Below are 18,537 nucleotides of genomic sequence, written 5' to 3'. Positions count from 1 at the left end.
ATCGGCGCGCCCTTCGTGTCGATCGGGCTCAGGCGTCGAGGAGCGCGCGCACCTCGGCAGCTTCGGCGGGGCGGCCGAGCGCTTCGTAGACGTCGCCGAGCTCACCGGCGGCCACCTGGAGCAGCGGCGGGATCTCGGCGGCACGCTCCATGACCGACCGGTAGAGCGGGACCGCATCGGCGCCGCGCTCGTTCTGGGCGAGGACGCGCGCGGCGAAGAGCTCGGACGCGCCGGCAGAACCGGTGTCGCCGACCTCCGCGAACGCGTCGGCAGCCTGGAGCGCCGTGGCAACCGCCTCGTCCGCCTGCCCGAGCATGGCCAGCGCTCGGGCTCGCGAGTCGGTGATGTCGGCGACGAGCCACGAGGCGCCGAGACCGGAAGCGATCTCGCGGGCCTCATCGAAAGCCGTCAGCGCCTCGTGCTCGCCTCGCGCGGCGCGGACCTGACCCTCCGAGTGCCGCGCTTCGGCGAGCAGCCCGGCCTGTTCGGGCTCGGTGCGTGCGATCTCGACCGCCGTCTCGAGCGAGGCGAGGGCGTCGTCGAACTCTCCGAACCGGTGCAGCAGACGCCCGTGCGACAGGAGAGCGTTGGCGCGACCCACCGGCGCCTCTCCTTCGTCGAACAGTTCGGCGGCGAACTCCCATGCGCCGACCGCACGGCCGGGTTCGCCGGCGTCTTCGAAGGCGCGGGCCAGCAGCATGAGCGTCTGGGCGCGCGACGCCGCGGGCTCCTCGCGGTCGGTCTCGTCGGAGTAGACGTTCACGAGCAGCTCGGCGGCCTCGTCGGCGGAGCCGGATGCGAGCAGCGCCCGTGCGAGGCGGTACTGCACCGCGGTCACGGAGTCGCCGTTCTCGGTCGCGGCGCGCTCGGCGAACCGGTAACGGGCGACCGCCTCGCCGGGCGCACCGGCGTCCTCGTTGAGCGCGGCCGCGAGCACGTACGCTCCGGCGAGGACGCTGCGCGCGTCGAGCTCGACGAGGATGCGGCAGAGCTCGTCGGCGTCGGCCACACCGTCGAGGAACCTCTCCTGGCCGCCGCGCATGCGAGCCCGCAGGCCGAGCAGCCGGGCCCGGGCGCCGGCGCCGAGCGCGGGGTCCTCGAGCGCGGCGGTGATCGTCGCGTCGCACTCGTCGAATGCACCGATGGCGCCCTGGAACGATGCACGTGCGAGCGCGACGATGCGACGCAGGTCGTCGTCGCCCAGCGCGGCCTCGCGGTCGCGGGCGTCGTCGAAGAGGCCGCGGGCTGTCTCGGGGTCGGTCTCGGCGACGGCCATGCCCACCACGACCTCGACGATCGCGTGCAGACGGGGCGGCAGGCTCTCGCCGTCGGCGAGGACCTCGCGAAGCGTCTCGAGGTCGCCGGGGGCGCCGCGTCCGAACAGGGCGAGGCCGGCGCGCTCTTCGACCTGGGCCTCCGCGTCGCGACCGACGGCGCGGAGGGCGTCGAGACGGTCGTGCAGAGCGGCCTGGGCGCCTTCGAGGTCGTCGCGCGCGACAAGGGCGGCGATGCGCGCCGAGTGGAGCTTGGCGCGCTGGTCGAGGGTCGCGCCGGGGAGCGCCGCATCCGCCGCAGCCAGTGCTTCCGAGGCGCCGTAATCGCCGAGGTCGATGGCTCGCTGAACGAGCTCTTCGGCCGAGCGCGCGGCCACGGGGGCGACGCGGGGGAGCAGGGGCTCGGCGCTGAGGGGGAGCGAGTAGCGCTCCTGCCCGACGGCCCAGGCCCGGTCGAGACGGCGGCGGTGACCGTCGGTGCCGTCGCGGCGATCGAACTCGCCGGCGATCCGCTCGGCCTCCGAACGCATCACCGCCGCGAGCTCGGCGGCGCGCCACGGGCCGTCGTTCTCGCCGAAGAAGGCGCGGAGCCGCTCGGAGTCGGCGCCGCGAACGATGGTGTCGGCGTGTCCCGCCGCGCTGACGGCTTCGAGAGCGATCGCGAAGGCGGTGAGGGCGGAGAGGTGGCCGTCGACGCCGAGCGCGTCGTGCGCGAGCCAGTCGAGGTGGCGTTCGACGAGCGAGAGTGCCCGTGCTTCGTTGCCGGTGATGGCGCAGAAGACGATGTTGTCGGCCACGATGGCGAGGTTGTCGGCGTTGTCCTTCGCGAGGCGATAGCTGCGCAGGTGAGCGAGGCGGGCCTTGTCGTACTCGCCCGCGTGCAGGTACGGAACGAGCGACCGGGCGAGCGCGTGCTCCGGCTCTTCGCCGCATGAGAAGTCGCCCTCGACGAGCTCTTCGACGAGGCGGATCGCCTCGTCTTCGCGGTCGGTGTCGATGAGGTACCCGGCGACGACGCTGCGGACGCACGCCTCGCAGTGGCTGTGGCTGTCGCGGGGTGTCGTCTCGAGCTTGGTGCGCAGCTGCTCGGCCTCGTCGAGGCGGCCGGCCATCCACGCGTTCTCGAAGCGCGCCATGAGGACGCCGCTCTGACCGAGCCCGGCAGCGCGGTAGTGGTTCTCCATGTCGTCGAGCACGGCGGCGATCTGTTCCCGGTCGAACGCCGGAGACGCGGCCAGGCTGTCGGCCATCCACTTGAACTGCCACATGAGGTCGGCGGTCTCGTCGCCGAGGTCGGCGGGGAAGCGTTCGGGGTCATCGTCGTGCTTTCCGAGGCACCATGCGAAGGAGGTCAGCATCGCCTCGGTGTCGCCGCTCATGCAGGCGGATGAGGTCAGTCGCATCCGCGCCCGGTACTCCAGGGGCTCGTCGCCCGCATCGACGGCGAGGGCGATGGCCTCGTTGATGAGGGCTCGTTCTTCGACGCCGACCGGGGTGCGGTCGATCTGCTCGAAGAGTTCGAGGATACGGTCGCTGCTCATGCTGTCCTTTCGTGGGGGCCGAGGCGCGGCATGCGGTCAGGACGCCGGGCGCGCGGAGAGTTCGACGAGCGCATGGAGCGCGCCCATCATGAGCGCGCGGTCGTCGCCGCTGAGGGGGCGCTGGGCGGCGAGGAGCGCCTGAACGTAGAGGAGGTGGACCGTGCGCGCGAAGGCGAGGTCGTCGGGGATGTCCAGGAGCGAACGCACGACCGAGTTCTGCCAGTTCAGGCAGAGACGGACACTCCCGGACGGCACCTCGGAGGAGGCCGGGCGCAGCCTCTCGGCTGTCGCGTCGATGCGGTCCATGACGCTTCCCCACAGCGGGCTGCCGACCGATCGGGCTCGGCCGCGGTCGATCGCCCGCAGCGCTTCGGCACCCGCGAGGTAGACCGCGGGGATCTCGGCGGCGTCGAGCGAGCGCACCGCGACCCTGCATCCGACAGCCGAGAGGGCGGAGGTCGCGCGCTCCTCGAGTGCGAGGACGCGGGCGCGGTCGTCGAGTGGAGGCGGATCGAGCCGGTCGAGCTCGTCGGCGAGGTCGACGTGCTCGACGGTGACGCCGTCGAAGACGAGCGGGAGCAGGCGCACCAGTTCGGCGTCGAACAGATATCCGCCGTTGACGAGCGGCTGCCGGGGGTCGGCGATGCCGGCGATCTGGCGGTACTCGTCGACCGTCTCGACGTATCGAAGGTGCGGGAAGCGGCCGATCAGGTCGCCGACCCGCATTCGCCCGTGCGTGGTCTCGACGCTCAGCCAACGCACGATGAAGGCGGCGAGCTCGTCGTCATGACGCACGAGAGACTTGAGCGCGACTTCGTGAACCGCGACGAACTGCGCGAGACGCTGCGGTTCGGTCAGCCCGAGGTCGAGCACCCAGCGCCGGATCGCGGCTCCAAGTTCCTGACGTGTGTGCTCGAGGGCATCGTCCTCGACCAGCGCCTCGCGGCTCGCGGTCGGACTGAGCGCCGTGGAATCGATCACGGCCCGGACGAAGAAGGCCCAGTCGGGCAGGATGTCGTCGGCGTTCTCGCTCAGCAACATCCGTCCGAGGTAGACGCGGGTGGCCTGTCGGGCGCCGGGCGGGGGAGCGTAGGGGAGGACGTATGCGGTCCCGACGGTGTCGGTTCCCGGGACGTGCAACGGGATCGCGTCGAACGGGTCCTGGCCGAGCAGGTCGCGCCCGTAGGCCCAGCGGGCCGCCTCGTCGATGCCGGTCGTGGCGGCACGGAAGGGAGGCGTGCGGGTGGTCAGTTGCTCGCCGCCGCCGGGAAGGTCGACGCGCACCGGGATGGGGAGGAACTCCCCGAAAGTCTCGGCTAGCTCGACCGTCGCGGGGGTGCTGAGGAGATCGCGCTGTCCTGGGCGCGGCCGCAGGTGCACGCTCGTGCCGACCGGGAGATCATCGGGAATCGTCTGCACCGTGAATGTGCCGTCGGCGTTGCCCTGCCATTCGACGGCGGCGCCGCCGCGCGCGCTCCGCGATCGGATGACGATCGTCTCGGCCACCATGAAGCACGACAGCAGCCCGATGCCGAACTGCCCCAGGAAGTCGCTCCTGGGGAGGTCGAAGATGTCGCGCTTCGAGCTGCGCCCGACGGTCGCGAGCAGGTCGGTCACCTCTGAGGCGGTTAGTCCGATGCCGTCGTCGCGGACGATGAACTCGTCGCTTCGGTCGCTGAGGGGAGTGATGCGGATGCCGCTCGACTCGCGCGGCATCCCTGCCGGGGATGTGCTCGCGTCGAACTCGGCGCGAGCGGTGATCGCGTCGCAGGCGTTCTGCATCAGCTCGCGAAGGAACACGCGAGGACCCGAATAGATGTGTCGACTCAGGAGGTCGACGATGCCGCGAAGGTCGACCTGGAACTGCTGTGATCGTCCGGTATTCATCCGCCTGATTTCGTTTCGGGTGAGCGTCACCGATGGCGTCCTCGGCGCGACAGCCGAGCGTAACAGTTCCCGGTAAGGGGCCATTTCTGACTCGCGTCCAGAATCGCGCGTCATATCCGGCGTCGGCTGACGGGCCACCCCGACGGGAGGAGGGGTACGGGCGCGGAGTCGCGACCCCCGGGGTTCAGAACGGCGGTGGCCCGCCGGGTGGCTTGCCTGCTCCGGCGCGGGAACGCGGCGGGTCGGCTGTGTCGATAGTGAAGCAGACGGAGGGTATGGGGACGTCTTCGCGGTAGACCCGCCCGAGGGGTGAGGTCCATTCGAGGATCCCGCCGCCGACCTGTCTCACCTCCCACTTAGTGAATTGCTTCATCGAATGGTGTCGTTGGCAGAGGTGGGCGAGGTTGAAGATGTGGGTGTGCCCGCCGAGGGCGTGATCGATGGTGTGGTCGATCTCGCAGCGGATGGCGGCTCGTCGGCATCCGGGGAACCGGCAGTGCTGATCCCGCGCCATGAGGAGTTTCTTCATCGATGCGGTGGGCCGGTACGTGTCGATCTCGACCGGGGTGCGGGTGACGGGGTCGATGAAGAGTCGGTCCCACTCCGATACCTGCCCGGCGAGCTGTCGTGCCGTGTCGGCGTCGATCAGCGCACCGCCGACGGCTTCGGCGGGGTTGTCATCGCGCCCCATCAGCGTCTCTGCGGTGACGGCGACTTGCACCCGGGCTCGGATCGCGCCGAGCGCACCGGCGCGGTCGGTGCCGTAGGTCGGGTCGACCACGGGTGCTCCTCCGAGGACGAGGTCGCCGAGGATGTCGGCCCGCAGCTGGTCCATCGTCCGGACGTCCGGTGCGGCATCCGTTCCCGCCGGGCTGGCAACCGCGTCAGCGTGCACTCCGACAGCCCCGGCGGCATCCGCACCGTCAGCGCCCTCAACCCGGGCGTCCTTGACGGACTGTCCCATCTGCGTGAGCCGGTCGAGCATCCCTGCGGCGATGACCGTCGGGATGTTGGCGACGAGGTTCGACATCCCATCGGACCCGTGGAACACGCGCACGCATCGTTCCGCCGCCGCCGTCTTGTGCCGCTCCGTGAACGTCTGCGGGTGAAGCTGGGCCGCCAACGCGTCCAGCGCAGCCCGCACCCGGGACGGCACATCCCGCTCGCACACCGCGATCGCCGCTTCCGCGAACAAGTCGCGCACCTCGTCCGGCACCCCCGCACCGACCCGCACGACCACATCCACGTGTCCGCGTTCAATCCGCCGCTGCACCCACGCGTCGAACACAGCCGGGTAGTCGTCGATCACGGCCATCGCGTGATCGATTTCGCCCTGCAGCTGCCGATCCGTCAGCCGCGCCATCCCGGCCGCTTCGGCCGCGACCGACCGCAGCTCCATGTCCGACGCCATGCCTCGCACGCCGTCACGACGCGCCTCACGCAACGCCGACCACCCCAGCTCCGCCAACGCCCGAACCCGCGCCACATCAGACGCATGAGCCAGATCGAGCGCCTCCGCGAACACCGAGAACGCGTCGGCGTGCGGCGACCCACCCGAGGCGCCCTCGCCTCCGAGCCCATGGTCGCCGTTCGATGTCATGTTCCCATGATGGCAGCGGGTTACGACATTCACATCGAATGCAGTTTCGCCTGTGCGCAACGGGCTCCGTATCTCTCCAGGGGAGGAGTCCGTGCCGAATCCGCGCCGACGTTCGCGACCCCGGCAGTCATGACGTACACTGAGAGGAGCAGTCGAAATCTGCATTCTTTCGCCATGCCCAAGCGTCGAAGACTCGACGGCCGTGGAGGAATGCGGGCGTAGACCCCGGGGTCCGAAGGATCTCTAGGGCGGTAGCTCAATTGGCAGAGCAGCGGTCTCCAAAACCGCAGGTTGCAGGTTCGATTCCTGTCCGCCCTGCGCGTCGGCGTCAGCCGGCACACGGAAGGTATCAGGTGGGTTCGATGGTCCAAGAGGGTGGCGAAGTCGTCGCCGCAGGTGGCGCGCCCCGCGAGAAGAGGCCGAACATCTTCGCGCGGATCATCATCTTCATCCGCCAGGTGTTCGCCGAACTCCGCAAGGTCGTCACCCCGACCCGCCAGGAGCTCGTGAAGTTCACGGCAGTGGTCCTCGGATTCGTCGTCGTCATGATGGCGCTCGTCTACGGCCTCGACGTCCTGTTCGTCTGGATCACCACCGTCGTCTTCGGCGTCCCGGGCTGATCGACGGGCCCAGCCCGCACGACCCGCGAATGCCTGCCGCGCAGGCATCCCGACAACCGATGGAAGAGAACGCAGTGTCAGAACGCATCCCCGACGACGTCGATTGGGCTACGGCCGCCGAGCAGTCCAGCGAGGACGACGAAGCCCAGGAGGGCAACGTGCTGGCCGGTCAGGAGCGTGCCTCCGACGCAGCCGAGCACACCGCCGTCCACGTCGTGGACGATGAGGCCGAGCAGGACGACACCGACCTCGACGGTGTGGAGATAGACGACCCCGAGGCCGACGCTGTCGTCAACGACGCGCTCCAGATCGACGAGACCGCCGAGGCCGAGGCTGCTGCGGAGGTGCTGACCGACTCCCTCGAGGAGGAGATCGCCGAGCAGGCCGCTGAGGCCGCCGACGAGGTCGAGCCCTACGACGGTCCCGAGCCCGACGTCGAGGTCTCCGAGGAAGCCGTCGACTACCTCTCGGAGTTCGAGGCCGCCGCCGGCATCGAGATCTCCGTCGGCGACGACGAAGACCCGTACGAGGCGTTCCGCACCGAGCTGCGCATGCTGCCGGGCAAGTGGTACGTCATCCACTCCTACGCCGGCTTCGAGCGCAAGGTGAAGGCCAACATCGAGCAGCGCAAGTCGACGCTCGAGGTCGAAGAGGACATCTACCAGGTCGAGGTCCCGATGGAGGATGTCGTCGAGATCAAGAACGGTCAGCGCAAGATGGTCACGCGCGTCCGGATCCCCGGCTACGTGCTCGTCCGCATGGAGCTCACCGAAGACACCTGGTCGGTCGTCCGCCACACCCCGGGTGTCACGGGCTTCGTGGGCAATGCCCACAACCCCACGCCGCTGCGCTTCGACGAGGCGTTCAACATGCTGAAGTCGCTCGTCGAGGTCAAGGAGGCGGCCCCCGCCAAGGCCGGCGCCGCGAAGGGCGTCGCCGCCCCCACGCGCAGCGTCGTCACCGAGGTCGACTTCGAGATCGGCGAGACCATCACGATCAAGGAGGGCTCGTTCGCCGGCCTTCCCGGCTCGATCAGCGAGATCAAGCCCGAGAGCGGCAAGCTCACGGTACTGGTGTCGCTCTTCGAGCGCGAGACGCCCGTCGAGCTCTCGTTCGACCAGGTCACCAAGCAGTAACGCGACCCCGCGTCGACGAGCGCCCCTCCGCCGCACGGTGGCCGGGGCGCTTCGTCGTCTCGTGGCCAGGATCGCCGACGTCCGCCCTGCTGAGGATGCGGTAAGCTTGGGGAGTTTGCGGGCGCCTGCGCGCCCGCGCGACACAACCGCCGCTCGGAGATGCCGGGCGTGCGGGAGAGGGATGCCGCCGGCATCCGCTCGACGAAAGGAAAACGAATGGCACCGAAGAAGAAGGTGACCGGCCTGATCAAGCTCCAGATCAACGCCGGAGCAGCCAACCCGGCGCCGCCGATCGGCCCCGCGCTCGGTCAGCATGGCGTCAACATCATGGAGTTCTGCAAGGCGTACAACGCCGCGACCGAGTCGCAGCGCGGCAACGTCATCCCCGTGGAGATCACCGTCTACGAGGACCGCAGCTTCACCTTCATCCTGAAGACCCCGCCCGCCGCGGAGCTCATCAAGAAGGCCGCCGGAGTCGCCAAGGGCTCGGCCACGCCTCACACGACCAAGGTCGCGAAGCTCACGAAGGACCAGGTCCGTGAGATCGCTGAGGCCAAGATGCCCGACCTGAACGCCAACGACATCGAGGCCGCCTCGCTGATCATCGCCGGCACCGCCCGTTCCATGGGCATCACGGTCGAGAGCTGAGGGGGAGAACACAATGGCTAAGTCCAAGGTTTACGAAGCAGCCGCGGCGAAGATCGATCGCGACAAGTTCTACAGCTCCTCCGAGGCCGTCGCTCTCGCGAAGGACACCGGTTCGAAGAAGTTCGACTCGACCGTCGAGGTCGCGCTGAAGCTCGCTGTCGACCCGCGCAAGGCGGACCAGATGGTCCGCGGCACGGTCATCCTGCCCCACGGCACGGGTAAGACCGCTCGCGTCATCGTGTTCGCGACGGGCCCGGCCGCCGAGGCCGCCATCGCCGCGGGTGCCGACGAGGTCGGCGGCGCCGAGCTCATCGAGAAGGTCGCGGGCGGCTGGACCGCTTTCGACTCGGCCGTCTCGACGCCCGAGCTCATGGGTCAGGTCGGACGTCTGGGTAAGGTCCTCGGTCCCCGTGGCCTCATGCCCAACCCCAAGACCGGCACCGTGACCCCCAACCCGGCCAAGGCCGTCGAGGAGATCAAGGGCGGAAAGATCGAGTTCCGTGTCGACAAGCACGCCAACGTGCACTTCGTCGTCGGCAAGGCGTCGTTCTCGGCCGAGCAGCTCGAAGAGAACTTCAACGCGGCGGTCGAGGAGATCGTCCGCCTGAAGCCCTCGAGCGCCAAGGGCCGCTACATCCAGAAGGGCGCCGTGTCGACCACGTTCGGCCCCGGCATCCCGCTGGACGTCAACGCGCTCGTCTGATCGCGCTTCGCACGAACGGGGTCTCGCCTTCGGGTGGGGCCCCGTTCGTCGTTCCGGCCTCGCGCGGAACGCGCTAGCGTCGGCTCATGCGGCGTTCCCTCACCGATCTGCTCGGAATCGACCTGCCCATCGTGCTCGGCCCCTTCGGGGGCCTGTCGTCGGCGGAGCTGACCGCCACGGTGAGCGAGGGCGGCGGGCTCGGATCGTTCGGCCTCTACGGTTACGACGGCACGCGGATCCGCGAGACCGTCGCGTCGATACGAGAGCGCACGGCTCGCCCCTTCGCGCTCAACCTCTGGCTGCCGCTCGGCGACGAGGTCACCCCGGACCGCGTGGACGCCGCGCCCTCGCGCGACGCGCTGCGACCGCTCTACACCGCCGCGGGCGCGGCCGTCCCCGAGCTGCCAGAACGCTTCCTGCCGCCGCTCGAGGAACAGCTCGCAGCCGTCTGGGAGGCGCGACCGGCGGTGCTCAGCGTGGTCTTCGGGGTGCCGGCACCGAGCGTCGTCGCCGATGCGCATCGGCTCGGCATCCGCGTGATGGGCACCGCCACGACCGTCGCCGAGGCGCGTGCGCTCGAGGCCGGCGGTGTCGACGTCATCGTCGCGAGCGGCGCCGAGGCCGCGGGCCACCGCGTGTCGTTCCTCGCGGCCCCGGAGGATTCCCTCGTGGGGACCTTCGCTCTCACGCCCCAGGTCGCGGATGCCGTCTCCGTGCCGGTGGTCGCCGCGGGCGGCGTCGCCGATCGGCGGGGCGTCGCTGCCGCGCTCGCCCTCGGGGCCGCGGGGGTGCAGGTGGGGACCGCGTTCCTGCGGACGCGGCAGTCGGCCGCATCCGACGGCCATCGCGCCGCGATCGCCGGTGCCGACGACACCTCGACGGTGCTCACGCGTGCGATGAGCGGGCGCCTCGCGCGAGGCATCCCGAATCGCGCCCTGCGCCACATCGAGGCGAGCGGGGTGATCGCTCCCTTCCCTGCGCAGAACTGGCTGACGGGAGTCTTCCGTGCCGCAGCCGGCGGAGATCCTGAGCTGTCATCGCTGTGGGCGGGGCAGGCGGCGGGTCTCGCCCGCCGGGATGACGCGGCGGAGGTGCTGCGCGAGCTCGCGGCCGGGCTGCCGGACTGCTGACGTACGGCCGGCACCGCGGCAACGCGGCGGCGCGGCTGCGGTCAGTGGGTGTCGCGCACCTCGAAGCCCGTCGAGCCGACGCGCTGCGCGTCGGTCACCCGGGCCGCGTCGACCCGTGCTCCGGGAGGTCCCTCCGCCATCCAGGCGAGGACCGCGTCGACAGCATCATCCGTGCCCTCCAGGACGGCCTCGACCGAACCGTCGGTCCGGTTGCGCACCCAGCCCGCCACTGCGCGCCGGTCGGCTTCCAGCAGCAGGCTGTAGCGGTACCCGACGCCCTGAACGCGGCCTTCGACGATCACGTGAACGCTTCGCATCCCCTCATCCTGCCTCACGGCCAGACGAGGCTCACGGCGAGGAGGATCATGACGACGGCGACGAAACCGTCGAGCACCCGCCACGCCCGCGGGGTCGCGAGCACCCGGCCGAGAAGCCGCGCGCCGAAGGCGAGCGCGAAGAACCAGAGGACGCTCGCCGCCACCGCCCCGACGGCGAACCAGACCCGGTCGTCGCCGTGGGTGGCGGCGATGCTCCCGAGCAGGAAGACGGTGTCGAGGTAGACGTGCGGGTTCAGCCAGGTCAGCGCGAGGCACGTGAGCACGACGGTGGTGCGGCGTGCCGGCGCCGGCCGTTCGGTCGCCGCGTGCGCGTCGAGGGCTTGTCCGCTCGGACGCCAGGCGCGGCGGGCAGCCAGGAGGCCGTAGGCGAGAAGGAACGCCGCACCGGCCCACCGGACGACGGGTACGAGCCACGGCATGCCTTCCACCAGCAGGCCGAGGCCGGTCACCCCTGCGACGATCAGCACGGCGTCGGATACGGCGCAGATGGTTGCGACGAGCAGGACGTGTTCCCGCCGGATGCCCTGCCGTAGCACGAACAGGTTCTGCGCGCCGATGGCGACGATGAGCGACAGGCCGAGGCCGAGGCCCGAGAAGGAAGCGGAGAGCACGAGTCGACGCTAGGGTCGGCGGACGCTACAGTCCAGTTCATGGAACTTCACTTGGTGAAGCGCAGCTGAAGATGCGTGTGCCCGTCGATCTGGTCGAGACGCTCGCGGTGATCCTCGACGAGGGGAGCCTGGACGCCGCCGCGCGCCGGCTGCACATCACGCCGTCCGCGGTGAGCCAGCGGATCCGCGCGCTCGAGCGCATCGCCGGACAGGTGCTGCTCGTGAGGTCGAAACCGGCGCGCGCGACCGAGGCGGCGCACCGCTTCGTGCGCTACGCCCGCCAGCTCGCCCTCCTCGAGCGCGATGCCTTCGATGGGATCGACGACGAGGTGACGAGCGTTCCGCTCGCGGTCAACGCCGACTCGCTCGCGACGTGGTTCCTGCCGCCGCTTGCCCGGGTCGCGTCCGCTCGGGATGTCGTGTTCGACCTGCATCGCGACGACCAGGACTTCACCGCGGGTCTCCTCGAGAGTGGAACGGTCATGGGCGCCGTCACCTCGCGTCGGGCACCGGTGGCGGGATGCCGGGTGTCGGCGCTCGGCGCGCTGCGGTACGAGGCGGTCGCGACGCCCGCTTTCGCGGGTCGATGGTTCGCCGAGGGGGCAGGTGCAGGACCCGATCGCGCCGGCCTCGCGGCAGCGCCCGTCGTGGACTTCGACCGCCGCGACGAGCTGCAGACCCGGTGGCTGCGCGGTGCGGGTGCGGACTCCGCCGCGCCGCCGCGGCACCGCGTGCCGGCCTCGCAGGACTTCGCGACCGCCGTGCTGCTCGGCCTCGGGTGGGCGCTCCTGCCGACGCTGCAGTCGCGCGCCCACGTGGCACGGGGCGAGCTGGTCCGGCTCGGGGGAGAGGACATCGTCGTGCCGCTGTACTGGCAGCAGTGGAACCTCGCCTCCCCGCTCCTCGACGCCGTCGCCGACGAGCTCGTCGCAGAAGCCCGGCGCGTGCTCGAACCCGTCGTCTGACCCGAGCTCGGTTCGCCGAGAGTGCACGCTCGTCGCGAGAGTGTCGCTATGACGGTACGTGGTGGGTGCGCGGGTGCGTGGTCGGTGAAATCTCACCGGACCGGGCCGGGCGGCGCTCAGGTCTCGGCGACCGTGAGGACGACCTTGCCGCGGGAGTGACCCCGCTCGACCTCGACGTGGGCGGCTGCGACATCGGAGAGGTCGTGCACGCTGTCGACGAAGACCTGGATGGCGCCGGAGTCGAGCAGCCGCCCGAGGGTCGCCAGCACGCTGCCGTCGGGGATGACCTTGTATCCGGTCGCCCGAACGCCCGCGGCAGCGGCGGCTTCGCCGTACCCCGGCCACCCGCCGGTCGGAACCATCACATACAGACCGCCCGGACGCAGGACCCCGAGCGAGCGGGAGCCGGTGTCGTCGTGCACGTTGCCCACGAGGTCGATGACGACGTCCATCTCGCCGACGACGTCTTCGAAGCGCGTCGTGGCGTAGTCGATCGCGACCGAGGCACCGAGCTCGCGCAGCCAGGGGAGGTTCCGCTCCGAGCCGGTGGCGGTCACCTGCGCACCGAAGTAGGCGGCCAGCTGCACGGCGAAGTGACCAACGCCTCCCGACCCGGCGTGGATCAGCATCCGCTGCCCCTCGTGCGCGTGAGCGGTCTCGACGACCAGCCCCCACGCGGTGAGCGCGGCGAGGGGGACCCCCGCAGCTTCGACGTGCGACAGGCTCGCGGGCTTCCGGGCGACGGACAGCGACGGCACGACGACGTACTCGGCGTAGCTGCCGCCCGACCGCGGGAACGGCACCATGCCGAAGACCTCGGTGCCCGGCTGCAGGTCGTGGGTCTCGAACGGGCTCGCGACCACGACGCCGCTGAAGTCGAAGCCGAGCGTGCTCGGCCAGCGATCGATGAGCCCGGCGACCCCGCGTCCCAGCCGCGTCTTGGCGTCGATGGGGTTCACACCGGCGGCCACCACTCGCACGAGCACCTCGCTCAGGGCGGGCGAGGGCACGGGAACATCGGTCACACGAAGAACCTCGGGTGCACCGGGTTCGTCGAACACGACCGCTCGCATGGTCTCGGGCGGCGTCTCGGCCGGCGTCGTCGGCTGGGAGGCGGTTGCTGTGCGCAGCGGCCGGAATCTCATCCGTCGCTCCTTCCTCACGCCGCCGGCGTCGGCGGCGATGATGCTCGGTCGACCTCAGTCAATCGTGACATTGTCTCGACCGTGTTACGGAGCGGTCACCGAGGGGAGAAGCTCGCGCGCGTGCAACGCCGGCCCGCGGAGCCGAGGCGGGTCAGTCGGGCGCCTCGGATGCCGAGAGGGCGTGGAGCAGGCGGGTGAGCTCCCGGATGTCGTCGACGTGCCACGACTCCAGCGCGTTCAGAAGCGAGTTCTCGCGCGGGGCGCGGACGGCGTCGAGCCGTCGGATGCCGTCGGGGGTGGCCGACAGCAGGCTGGAACGGCCGTCGGCGGGGTCGGGCGTGCGCTGCACGAGCTGCAGCTCTTCGAGCTCGCGCACCGTTCGGCTGATCTGACCCTTGTCGGAATGCAGGGTCTCGGCGAGAGCGGAGAGGGTGATCTCGCCGCGGCGTGCGATCGTCGTGAAGACCTTGTATGCGCCGGGAAGCATCCCCGGGCTGAGCCGATCGGCGTTCTCGGCGAAGAGACGCCGGACGTGCGTGAACAGCTCGCCGAACTCGAGCTCGAGGGCGCGGACGGCCGCGGTGCGCTCGTCGTCGAAGACCGCGGCCCAGGGGCCGGGAGTCCCGGGGGCGGTGCACCCCCGGGACTCGGCGGACTCTTGCTCGGGCATCCCGATCACCTTAGCGAGCCGAGCGGCGGGTCTCGGCGTCGATCGGCGCATCGCCGTCGGCGGCATCCGTACGGACGGCTCCGGTCGCCGTGAGTGCGCTCATGCCCTCGGGTACCGACACCGTGGCGAAGTCCGCCTCGCCCGCCTGCAGGCGCTCGGTCGTGGTCATCGTGGTCAGCGGCTTGTTCGGCAGGAACACGATCGCGATGAGGCTCAGGACCGCGAACGGCACGGCGATGAGGAACGAGTGCGAGATGCCGGTGGCGTAGATGTCCTCGAAGACGATCCGCAGCGCCTCGGGCATCGCCGAGACCTGGGGGAGCGTCCCCGACTGCAGCTGCGCGGCCCAGGTCGGGGCCTGATCGCCGAGCGACACCAGCGCGGCCTGGATGTCGTCCTTCCGATCGCTGACGAGCGTCGTGACCTGTGAGGCGAGCGCGGCTCCCATGACCGAGACGCCGATCGTGCCGCCGAGGCTCCGGAAGAACGTCACACCCGAGCTCGCGACACCGATCTCGGTGGGGCGAGAGGTGTTCTGCACGACGAGCACGAGGTTCTGCATCGTCATGCCGATGCCCGCACCGAGCATCGCCATGTAGATCGAGACGAGGGTGAAGTCGGTGTCGTAGTGGATCGTGGACAGCAGGCTCGCCCCGCCGATCAGCAGCAGCGCGCCGACGATGAGGAACGGCTTCCAGCGTCCGGTCCGCGTGATGAGCGCGCCCACGCCGATCGAGGCGACGAGAAGTCCGCCGATCATCGGGATGGTCATGAGGCCGGCCTCGGTGGGGGTTGCCCCACGGGCGAGCTGCATGTACTGGCTGAGGAACACCGAGGCGCCGAACATGGCGATACCCGTCGCGATCGACGCGATCACCGAGAGGGTGAAGGTCAGGTTGCGGAAGAGCGTGAGGGGCACGAGCGGCTCGCGCACCTTGAGCTCGGTGATGACGAAGAGCACCGCGCCGATCACGGCGCCGCCGACCATCAGCAGCGTCTCGACGCTCATCCACTCGAACGAGTCGCCCGCAAGGGTCACCCAGATGAGCAGGAGGGACACCGACGCCGACAGCAGCACGATGCCGAGGTAGTCGATGCGCGTCTCCTTGCGCGGGTGGGCCGGGATGTGGAGCGTGCGCTGCACGATCAGCAGAGCCGCCACGGCGACGGGAAGCGCGACGAAGAAGTTCCAGCGCCAGCCCCAGGCATCGGTGATGACGCCGCCGAGCAGCGGGCCGCCGATCGTGGCGACGGCCATGACGGCGCCGAAGAGGCCCATGTAGCGACCGCGCTCGCGCGGGCTGATGATGTCGGCCATCAGCACCTGGCTGAGGGCGGCGAGGCCGCCGGCGCCGATGCCCTGCACCGCGCGGAAGGCGATCAGCATCTCGGGGGACTGCGAGAAGCCGGCAGCGGCGGTGGCCAGCACGAAGATGACGATCGCGAGCTGGTAGAGCACCTTGCGGTTGGTGAGGTCGGCGAGCTTGCCCCAGATCGGGGTCGAAATGGCGGTCGTCAGCAGGGTCGCCGTGACGACCCACGTGAAGGCGGCCTGGGTGCCCTCGAGGTCGTGGATGATGACCGGGAGCGACGTCGAGACGACGGTCGAGGCGAGCATCGACACGAACATGCCGAGCAAGAGGCCCGAGAGGGCTTCGAGCACGCCGCGGCGCGACATGTTCTTCCCCTCGGGCGGAGCGGATGCGGAAGCGGACATGAGTCCTCCTGGGATTCGGACGGACGCGGCTGCGCTGGCGCGGATCGTCGGTGGACGGTACTTCGATAGCCGCGGGAGCGGCGTAACTGGTTGACGAAAGTCAACCGTTGAGATCGGTCAACTATATGTTAAATCGTTGAGCTACGTCAACTATTCCCGGTGCGACGCGTGAGGCGTAAGGATGGCGGGATGTTCAGTATCGAGTCGCTTCCGGACGACGTCGTGGATGCCGCCGTCCGGGCGGACTGGCAGCGGCTCATCGACGCCGATCTGCCCAGCGCCGGGCGGCATCCGTCCGACTCGAATCGTCCGCACGTGACGCTCGCCGTTCGAGACGACCTCCCGGAGGATGCTGTGTGCGAGCTCGCGCGAGCGGGCGGCGCGCTGCCGGTGAAGTGCCGGCTCGGGGGAGCGGTCGTCTTCGCCGCGGGCGAGCGGTTCGTCCTGGCTCGGCCCGTCGTCATGAGCGCCGCATTGCTCCGGCTGCACGCCGACATCGTCGACCTCGTCGGACCCCCGCCGGCCCGGTATGCCGTCACGGCGAAGGACCGGTGGACGCCGCACATGACGCTCGCTCGCCGGATGACGGCCGAACAGGTCGGCCGCGCACTCGGCATCGTCGGTGCGTCGACCATCGAGGGTGAGCTGACGGGGCTGCGGCTGTGGGACGCCGAAGCGAAAGTCGTCACGCCGCTGCGGTGACCGCGGGGCGGTGACCGCGGGGCTGTGTGCGCCGGGCGTGCGGGTCGAGTCAGTCGCTCAGGGCGAGGGCGCGGTACGGCTCGCGCGGATGCGCCGCTGCGACGCGGGGCGCCTCGGCCGCGCGTCGCTGCATGGTGCGGCGGTACAGCTCGTCGATGAGCTCGGTGGCGAGGTTCACGAGCAGTCGGATCTCTCGCTCATCGCGGTCGACCCACGCGCAGCGGGGCTCATCGTCGATGGGGACGAAACCGTCGTGCTGCTCCCACACCACGAGCGTGCGCTCGGCGCCGAGGACGTGCTGCTGCCACCACACCTGACGCAGATAGGTGCGAGGGATCGACCGCCAGCTCTTGTTCGTGGTCTTAATCTCAGCGAGGGTGACACGGCCATCGGCATCCACCATCACCCCATCGGGAGTGGCGAGGTGACGCTTCTCGACCACGGCGTGGAACAGCGCGGAGGAGGGCTGGATGCCGTGCGTCGCGGCGACCCACGCGGCGATCTCCGGCTCGCGGCGGCGGCCGTGGTCGGTGTACGCGTTGCCGGAGAATCCCGAGCCCATGAGCTTGGCGTCGGCTGCGCGCGCGATCGCCTTGGGGCTCGTCAGCGTCGCGACATCCGTTGCCGTGATGCCCCGCGAGCGAGCCCGGATCCACGCCACGCGGTCGCGCGAATCCGCGACGATGCGAGCAGCGAGTTCGGGAGACACGCCTTAGACCCTAACCCCGCCCACCCCACCTCTCTGCCCTTGCCCCTCGGCGTGCCCTCCCCTCGCGTAGGGGTCGAGTGCACGGCATCCCATCCACTGCACGGCATCCGCGCGAGGATGTCTCGTTCACCCGGCGGCAAGCCGTGCACTCAGTGGGGAGGGTGGATGTTGAATGCCCTGAGGTGGGCGGCGAAGGCCGACGGGGAGATGACGTGTCGGGCCTCCCAGCGCACGAGGGGGCGTCCGGTCGTGCCCCGGATCCAGTCTTCGCGGCGCTTCTCATCGAGGACTGTCCTCTCCGCCGAGCCCGCGGAGCGGAGGTCCGGGTCGAGGTACTTGCCGACGCCGTCGCATTCGCCCCAGGCATCGGCGTCGTCGAGGCCGAAGTCGACGCGGTACCAGCCCGCACCGCGCGGGCCGGCGATCGGCACTTGCAGCCGGACCGACCGAAAGCCGAGCTGGTGCAGCCGGAACCGGCTCACGCTCTCCAGGGTCGACTCGGCCCGGCCGTCGGCGAAGCCCGCCACCCATCGAGCCCGCCTGATCCCTCGCGCCGCCCCCGCCTCGGCGATCCGAGCGGCCATGGCCATCCGCCAGTCGTCGGGAGAGCAGCCCGTGTGGTCGCACCAGATCCGTTCGGCTCGGTCGGCCATGACGAGTGCCGCCTCGGGAGTCATGGTGCGCGCGACGTCGAAGACCGTCCGCGCGAGGGAGGTGCAGCGGATGCCGTTGACCTCGACGACGTCATGCGCATCGAGAGGCGTGCAGTGGCGGAATGCATCGGGACTGCTGGAGACCCGGGCGCCCGGGGCCGTCGTGAGGTGGACCCGGGTCGGCCGGACGCGATAGAGGTCGAGGCCGTGCAGGACCGCGGCGGACTCGTGCGAGACGGCCGCGTGGCCTCGGACCTCGTGCGCGACCGCCATGACATGGAGCAGGTGCGCGTCTTCGGTGTAGAGCTCGTCGAACGCGGCGCGGTCGACGTACCAGCCGCGTCGCAGTTGCACCCGGACGCCGTCGCGCACAGAACGCTCGATCGAGCGTTCGCTCTCACCGGCTTCGAGCAGGTCGCGTCGGCGGTGGAGCAATGCCCGCACCTCATCCGGTCCTCGTCGTCTGCGCATCCCGCCCATGCTCGCCC

At 70.3% G+C, this 18,537-nt stretch carries 17 protein-coding genes and 1 tRNA gene; 8 read left to right on the top strand and 10 right to left on the bottom strand.

Annotation, left to right across the window (positions count from 1 at the left end; translation table 11 throughout):
• Positions 1 to 28: 28 nt before the first annotated feature.
• From CBF90_RS15475 to CBF90_RS15465, 3 genes are all read right to left on the bottom strand, one after another.
• Positions 29 to 2,815: a hypothetical protein gene (locus tag CBF90_RS15475; RefSeq protein ID WP_088381024.1), complete on the bottom strand. Its 2,787-nt coding sequence runs from the start codon at positions 2,813 to 2,815 to the stop codon at positions 29 to 31.
• Between the two features lie 36 nt (positions 2,816 to 2,851).
• Complete coding sequence (locus CBF90_RS15470) at positions 2,852 to 4,702, bottom strand: HSP90 family protein (RefSeq protein ID WP_088381023.1); 1,851 nt, start codon at positions 4,700 to 4,702, stop codon at positions 2,852 to 2,854.
• Between the two features lie 184 nt (positions 4,703 to 4,886).
• Positions 4,887 to 6,302, bottom strand: coding sequence for an HNH endonuclease signature motif containing protein (locus CBF90_RS15465; RefSeq protein ID WP_088381022.1), 1,416 nt, complete (start codon positions 6,300 to 6,302; stop codon positions 4,887 to 4,889).
• A gap of 245 nt (positions 6,303 to 6,547) precedes the next feature.
• On the opposite strand from CBF90_RS15465, the gene CBF90_RS15460 reads away from it, so the two are divergent.
• The 6 genes from CBF90_RS15460 (at position 6,548) to CBF90_RS15435 (ending at position 10,539) form a co-directional block, all read left to right on the top strand.
• Positions 6,548 to 6,620: transfer RNA gene (locus CBF90_RS15460), tRNA-Trp, on the top strand.
• A 44-nt stretch (positions 6,621 to 6,664) separates the two neighbouring features.
• The gene (gene secE / locus CBF90_RS15455; RefSeq protein WP_023952054.1) at positions 6,665 to 6,922 is read left to right on the top strand and encodes a preprotein translocase subunit SecE; all 258 of its coding nucleotides are present in this window, start codon (positions 6,665 to 6,667) and stop codon (positions 6,920 to 6,922) included.
• Positions 6,923 to 6,996: 74 nt separating this feature from the next.
• Positions 6,997 to 8,058, top strand: a complete 1,062-nt coding sequence (gene nusG / locus CBF90_RS15450) for a transcription termination/antitermination protein NusG (RefSeq protein WP_172407872.1) — start codon at positions 6,997 to 6,999, stop codon at positions 8,056 to 8,058.
• A 216-nt stretch (positions 8,059 to 8,274) separates the two neighbouring features.
• A complete protein-coding gene (gene rplK, locus CBF90_RS15445) occupies positions 8,275 to 8,706 on the top strand; it encodes a 50S ribosomal protein L11 (protein WP_023952050.1) in 432 nt (143 codons plus the stop codon).
• Between the two features lie 13 nt (positions 8,707 to 8,719).
• On the top strand, positions 8,720 to 9,409 hold the full coding sequence (rplA, locus tag CBF90_RS15440) for a 50S ribosomal protein L1 (RefSeq protein WP_023952048.1): 690 nt from the start codon (positions 8,720 to 8,722) through the stop codon (positions 9,407 to 9,409).
• 86 nt (positions 9,410 to 9,495) lie between these two features.
• On the top strand, positions 9,496 to 10,539 hold the full coding sequence (locus CBF90_RS15435) for a nitronate monooxygenase family protein (RefSeq protein ID WP_023952046.1): 1,044 nt from the start codon (positions 9,496 to 9,498) through the stop codon (positions 10,537 to 10,539).
• 41 nt (positions 10,540 to 10,580) lie between these two features.
• Here the strand turns inward: CBF90_RS15435 and CBF90_RS15430 are convergent, their stop codons facing one another.
• Positions 10,581 to 10,856, bottom strand: a complete 276-nt coding sequence (locus CBF90_RS15430; protein WP_023952044.1) for an acylphosphatase — start codon at positions 10,854 to 10,856, stop codon at positions 10,581 to 10,583.
• 14 nt (positions 10,857 to 10,870) lie between these two features.
• Entirely contained in the window at positions 10,871 to 11,488 is a 618-nt protein-coding gene (locus CBF90_RS15425) for a LysE/ArgO family amino acid transporter (RefSeq protein WP_023952042.1), read from the bottom strand.
• A gap of 71 nt (positions 11,489 to 11,559) precedes the next feature.
• On the opposite strand from CBF90_RS15425, the gene CBF90_RS15420 reads away from it, so the two are divergent.
• Positions 11,560 to 12,453, top strand: a complete 894-nt coding sequence (locus CBF90_RS15420) for a LysR family transcriptional regulator ArgP (RefSeq protein WP_088381020.1) — start codon at positions 11,560 to 11,562, stop codon at positions 12,451 to 12,453.
• Between the two features lie 116 nt (positions 12,454 to 12,569).
• Here the strand turns inward: CBF90_RS15420 and CBF90_RS15415 are convergent, their stop codons facing one another.
• From CBF90_RS15415 to CBF90_RS15405, 3 genes are all read right to left on the bottom strand, one after another.
• Positions 12,570 to 13,598 carry an NADP-dependent oxidoreductase gene (locus CBF90_RS15415; RefSeq protein WP_023952038.1) on the bottom strand — a complete coding sequence of 343 codons (1,029 nt, stop codon included), beginning with the start codon at positions 13,596 to 13,598 and terminating at the stop codon, positions 12,570 to 12,572.
• Positions 13,599 to 13,749: 151 nt separating this feature from the next.
• Complete coding sequence (locus tag CBF90_RS15410) at positions 13,750 to 14,268, bottom strand: MarR family winged helix-turn-helix transcriptional regulator (protein ID WP_083990613.1); 519 nt, start codon at positions 14,266 to 14,268, stop codon at positions 13,750 to 13,752.
• 10 nt (positions 14,269 to 14,278) lie between these two features.
• The gene (locus CBF90_RS15405) at positions 14,279 to 15,985 is read right to left on the bottom strand and encodes an MDR family MFS transporter (protein ID WP_242435700.1); all 1,707 of its coding nucleotides are present in this window, start codon (positions 15,983 to 15,985) and stop codon (positions 14,279 to 14,281) included.
• Between the two features lie 189 nt (positions 15,986 to 16,174).
• Between CBF90_RS15405 and CBF90_RS15400 the strand changes: the two genes are divergently transcribed.
• Entirely contained in the window at positions 16,175 to 16,687 is a 513-nt protein-coding gene (locus tag CBF90_RS15400) for a 2'-5' RNA ligase family protein (protein ID WP_088381019.1), read from the top strand.
• Between the two features lie 49 nt (positions 16,688 to 16,736).
• Here the strand turns inward: CBF90_RS15400 and CBF90_RS15395 are convergent, their stop codons facing one another.
• Both CBF90_RS15395 and CBF90_RS15390 read right to left on the bottom strand, forming a co-directional pair.
• Entirely contained in the window at positions 16,737 to 17,396 is a 660-nt protein-coding gene (locus CBF90_RS15395) for a YqaJ viral recombinase family protein (RefSeq protein ID WP_064955975.1), read from the bottom strand.
• A 149-nt stretch (positions 17,397 to 17,545) separates the two neighbouring features.
• On the bottom strand, positions 17,546 to 18,537 hold a 992-nt coding region (locus tag CBF90_RS15390; protein ID WP_206780509.1), incomplete at its 5' end, for a hypothetical protein.

This window comes from Microbacterium sp. AISO3 (assembly GCF_002204305.1).
GTDB lineage: Bacteria > Actinomycetota > Actinomycetes > Actinomycetales > Microbacteriaceae > Microbacterium > Microbacterium arborescens.
This window is presented reverse-complemented; position numbering and strand designations above follow the sequence as displayed.

Bases quoted from the DNA above. Each gene is read 5' to 3' on its own strand.
- CBF90_RS15420 (WP_088381020.1), top strand. From the start codon at position 11,560: ATGCGTGTGCCCGTCGATCTGGTCGAGACGCTCGCGGTGATCCTCGAC.
- CBF90_RS15475 (WP_088381024.1), bottom strand. From the start codon at position 2,815: ATGAGCAGCGACCGTATCCTCGAACTCTTCGAGCAGATCGACCGCACC.
- CBF90_RS15470 (WP_088381023.1), bottom strand. From the start codon at position 4,702: ATGAATACCGGACGATCACAGCAGTTCCAGGTCGACCTTCGCGGCATC.
- CBF90_RS15435 (WP_023952046.1), top strand. From the start codon at position 9,496: ATGCGGCGTTCCCTCACCGATCTGCTCGGAATCGACCTGCCCATCGTG.
- CBF90_RS15410 (WP_083990613.1), bottom strand. From the start codon at position 14,268: ATGCCCGAGCAAGAGTCCGCCGAGTCCCGGGGGTGCACCGCCCCCGGG.
- CBF90_RS15415 (WP_023952038.1), bottom strand. From the start codon at position 13,598: ATGAGATTCCGGCCGCTGCGCACAGCAACCGCCTCCCAGCCGACGACG.
- secE (WP_023952054.1), top strand. From the start codon at position 6,665: ATGGTCCAAGAGGGTGGCGAAGTCGTCGCCGCAGGTGGCGCGCCCCGC.
- rplA (WP_023952048.1), top strand. From the start codon at position 8,720: ATGGCTAAGTCCAAGGTTTACGAAGCAGCCGCGGCGAAGATCGATCGC.
- CBF90_RS15430 (WP_023952044.1), bottom strand. From the start codon at position 10,856: ATGCGAAGCGTTCACGTGATCGTCGAAGGCCGCGTTCAGGGCGTCGGG.
- CBF90_RS15465 (WP_088381022.1), bottom strand. From the start codon at position 6,302: ATGACATCGAACGGCGACCATGGGCTCGGAGGCGAGGGCGCCTCGGGT.
- CBF90_RS15405 (WP_242435700.1), bottom strand. From the start codon at position 15,985: ATGTCCGCTTCCGCATCCGCTCCGCCCGAGGGGAAGAACATGTCGCGC.
- CBF90_RS15400 (WP_088381019.1), top strand. From the start codon at position 16,175: ATGTTCAGTATCGAGTCGCTTCCGGACGACGTCGTGGATGCCGCCGTC.
- rplK (WP_023952050.1), top strand. From the start codon at position 8,275: ATGGCACCGAAGAAGAAGGTGACCGGCCTGATCAAGCTCCAGATCAAC.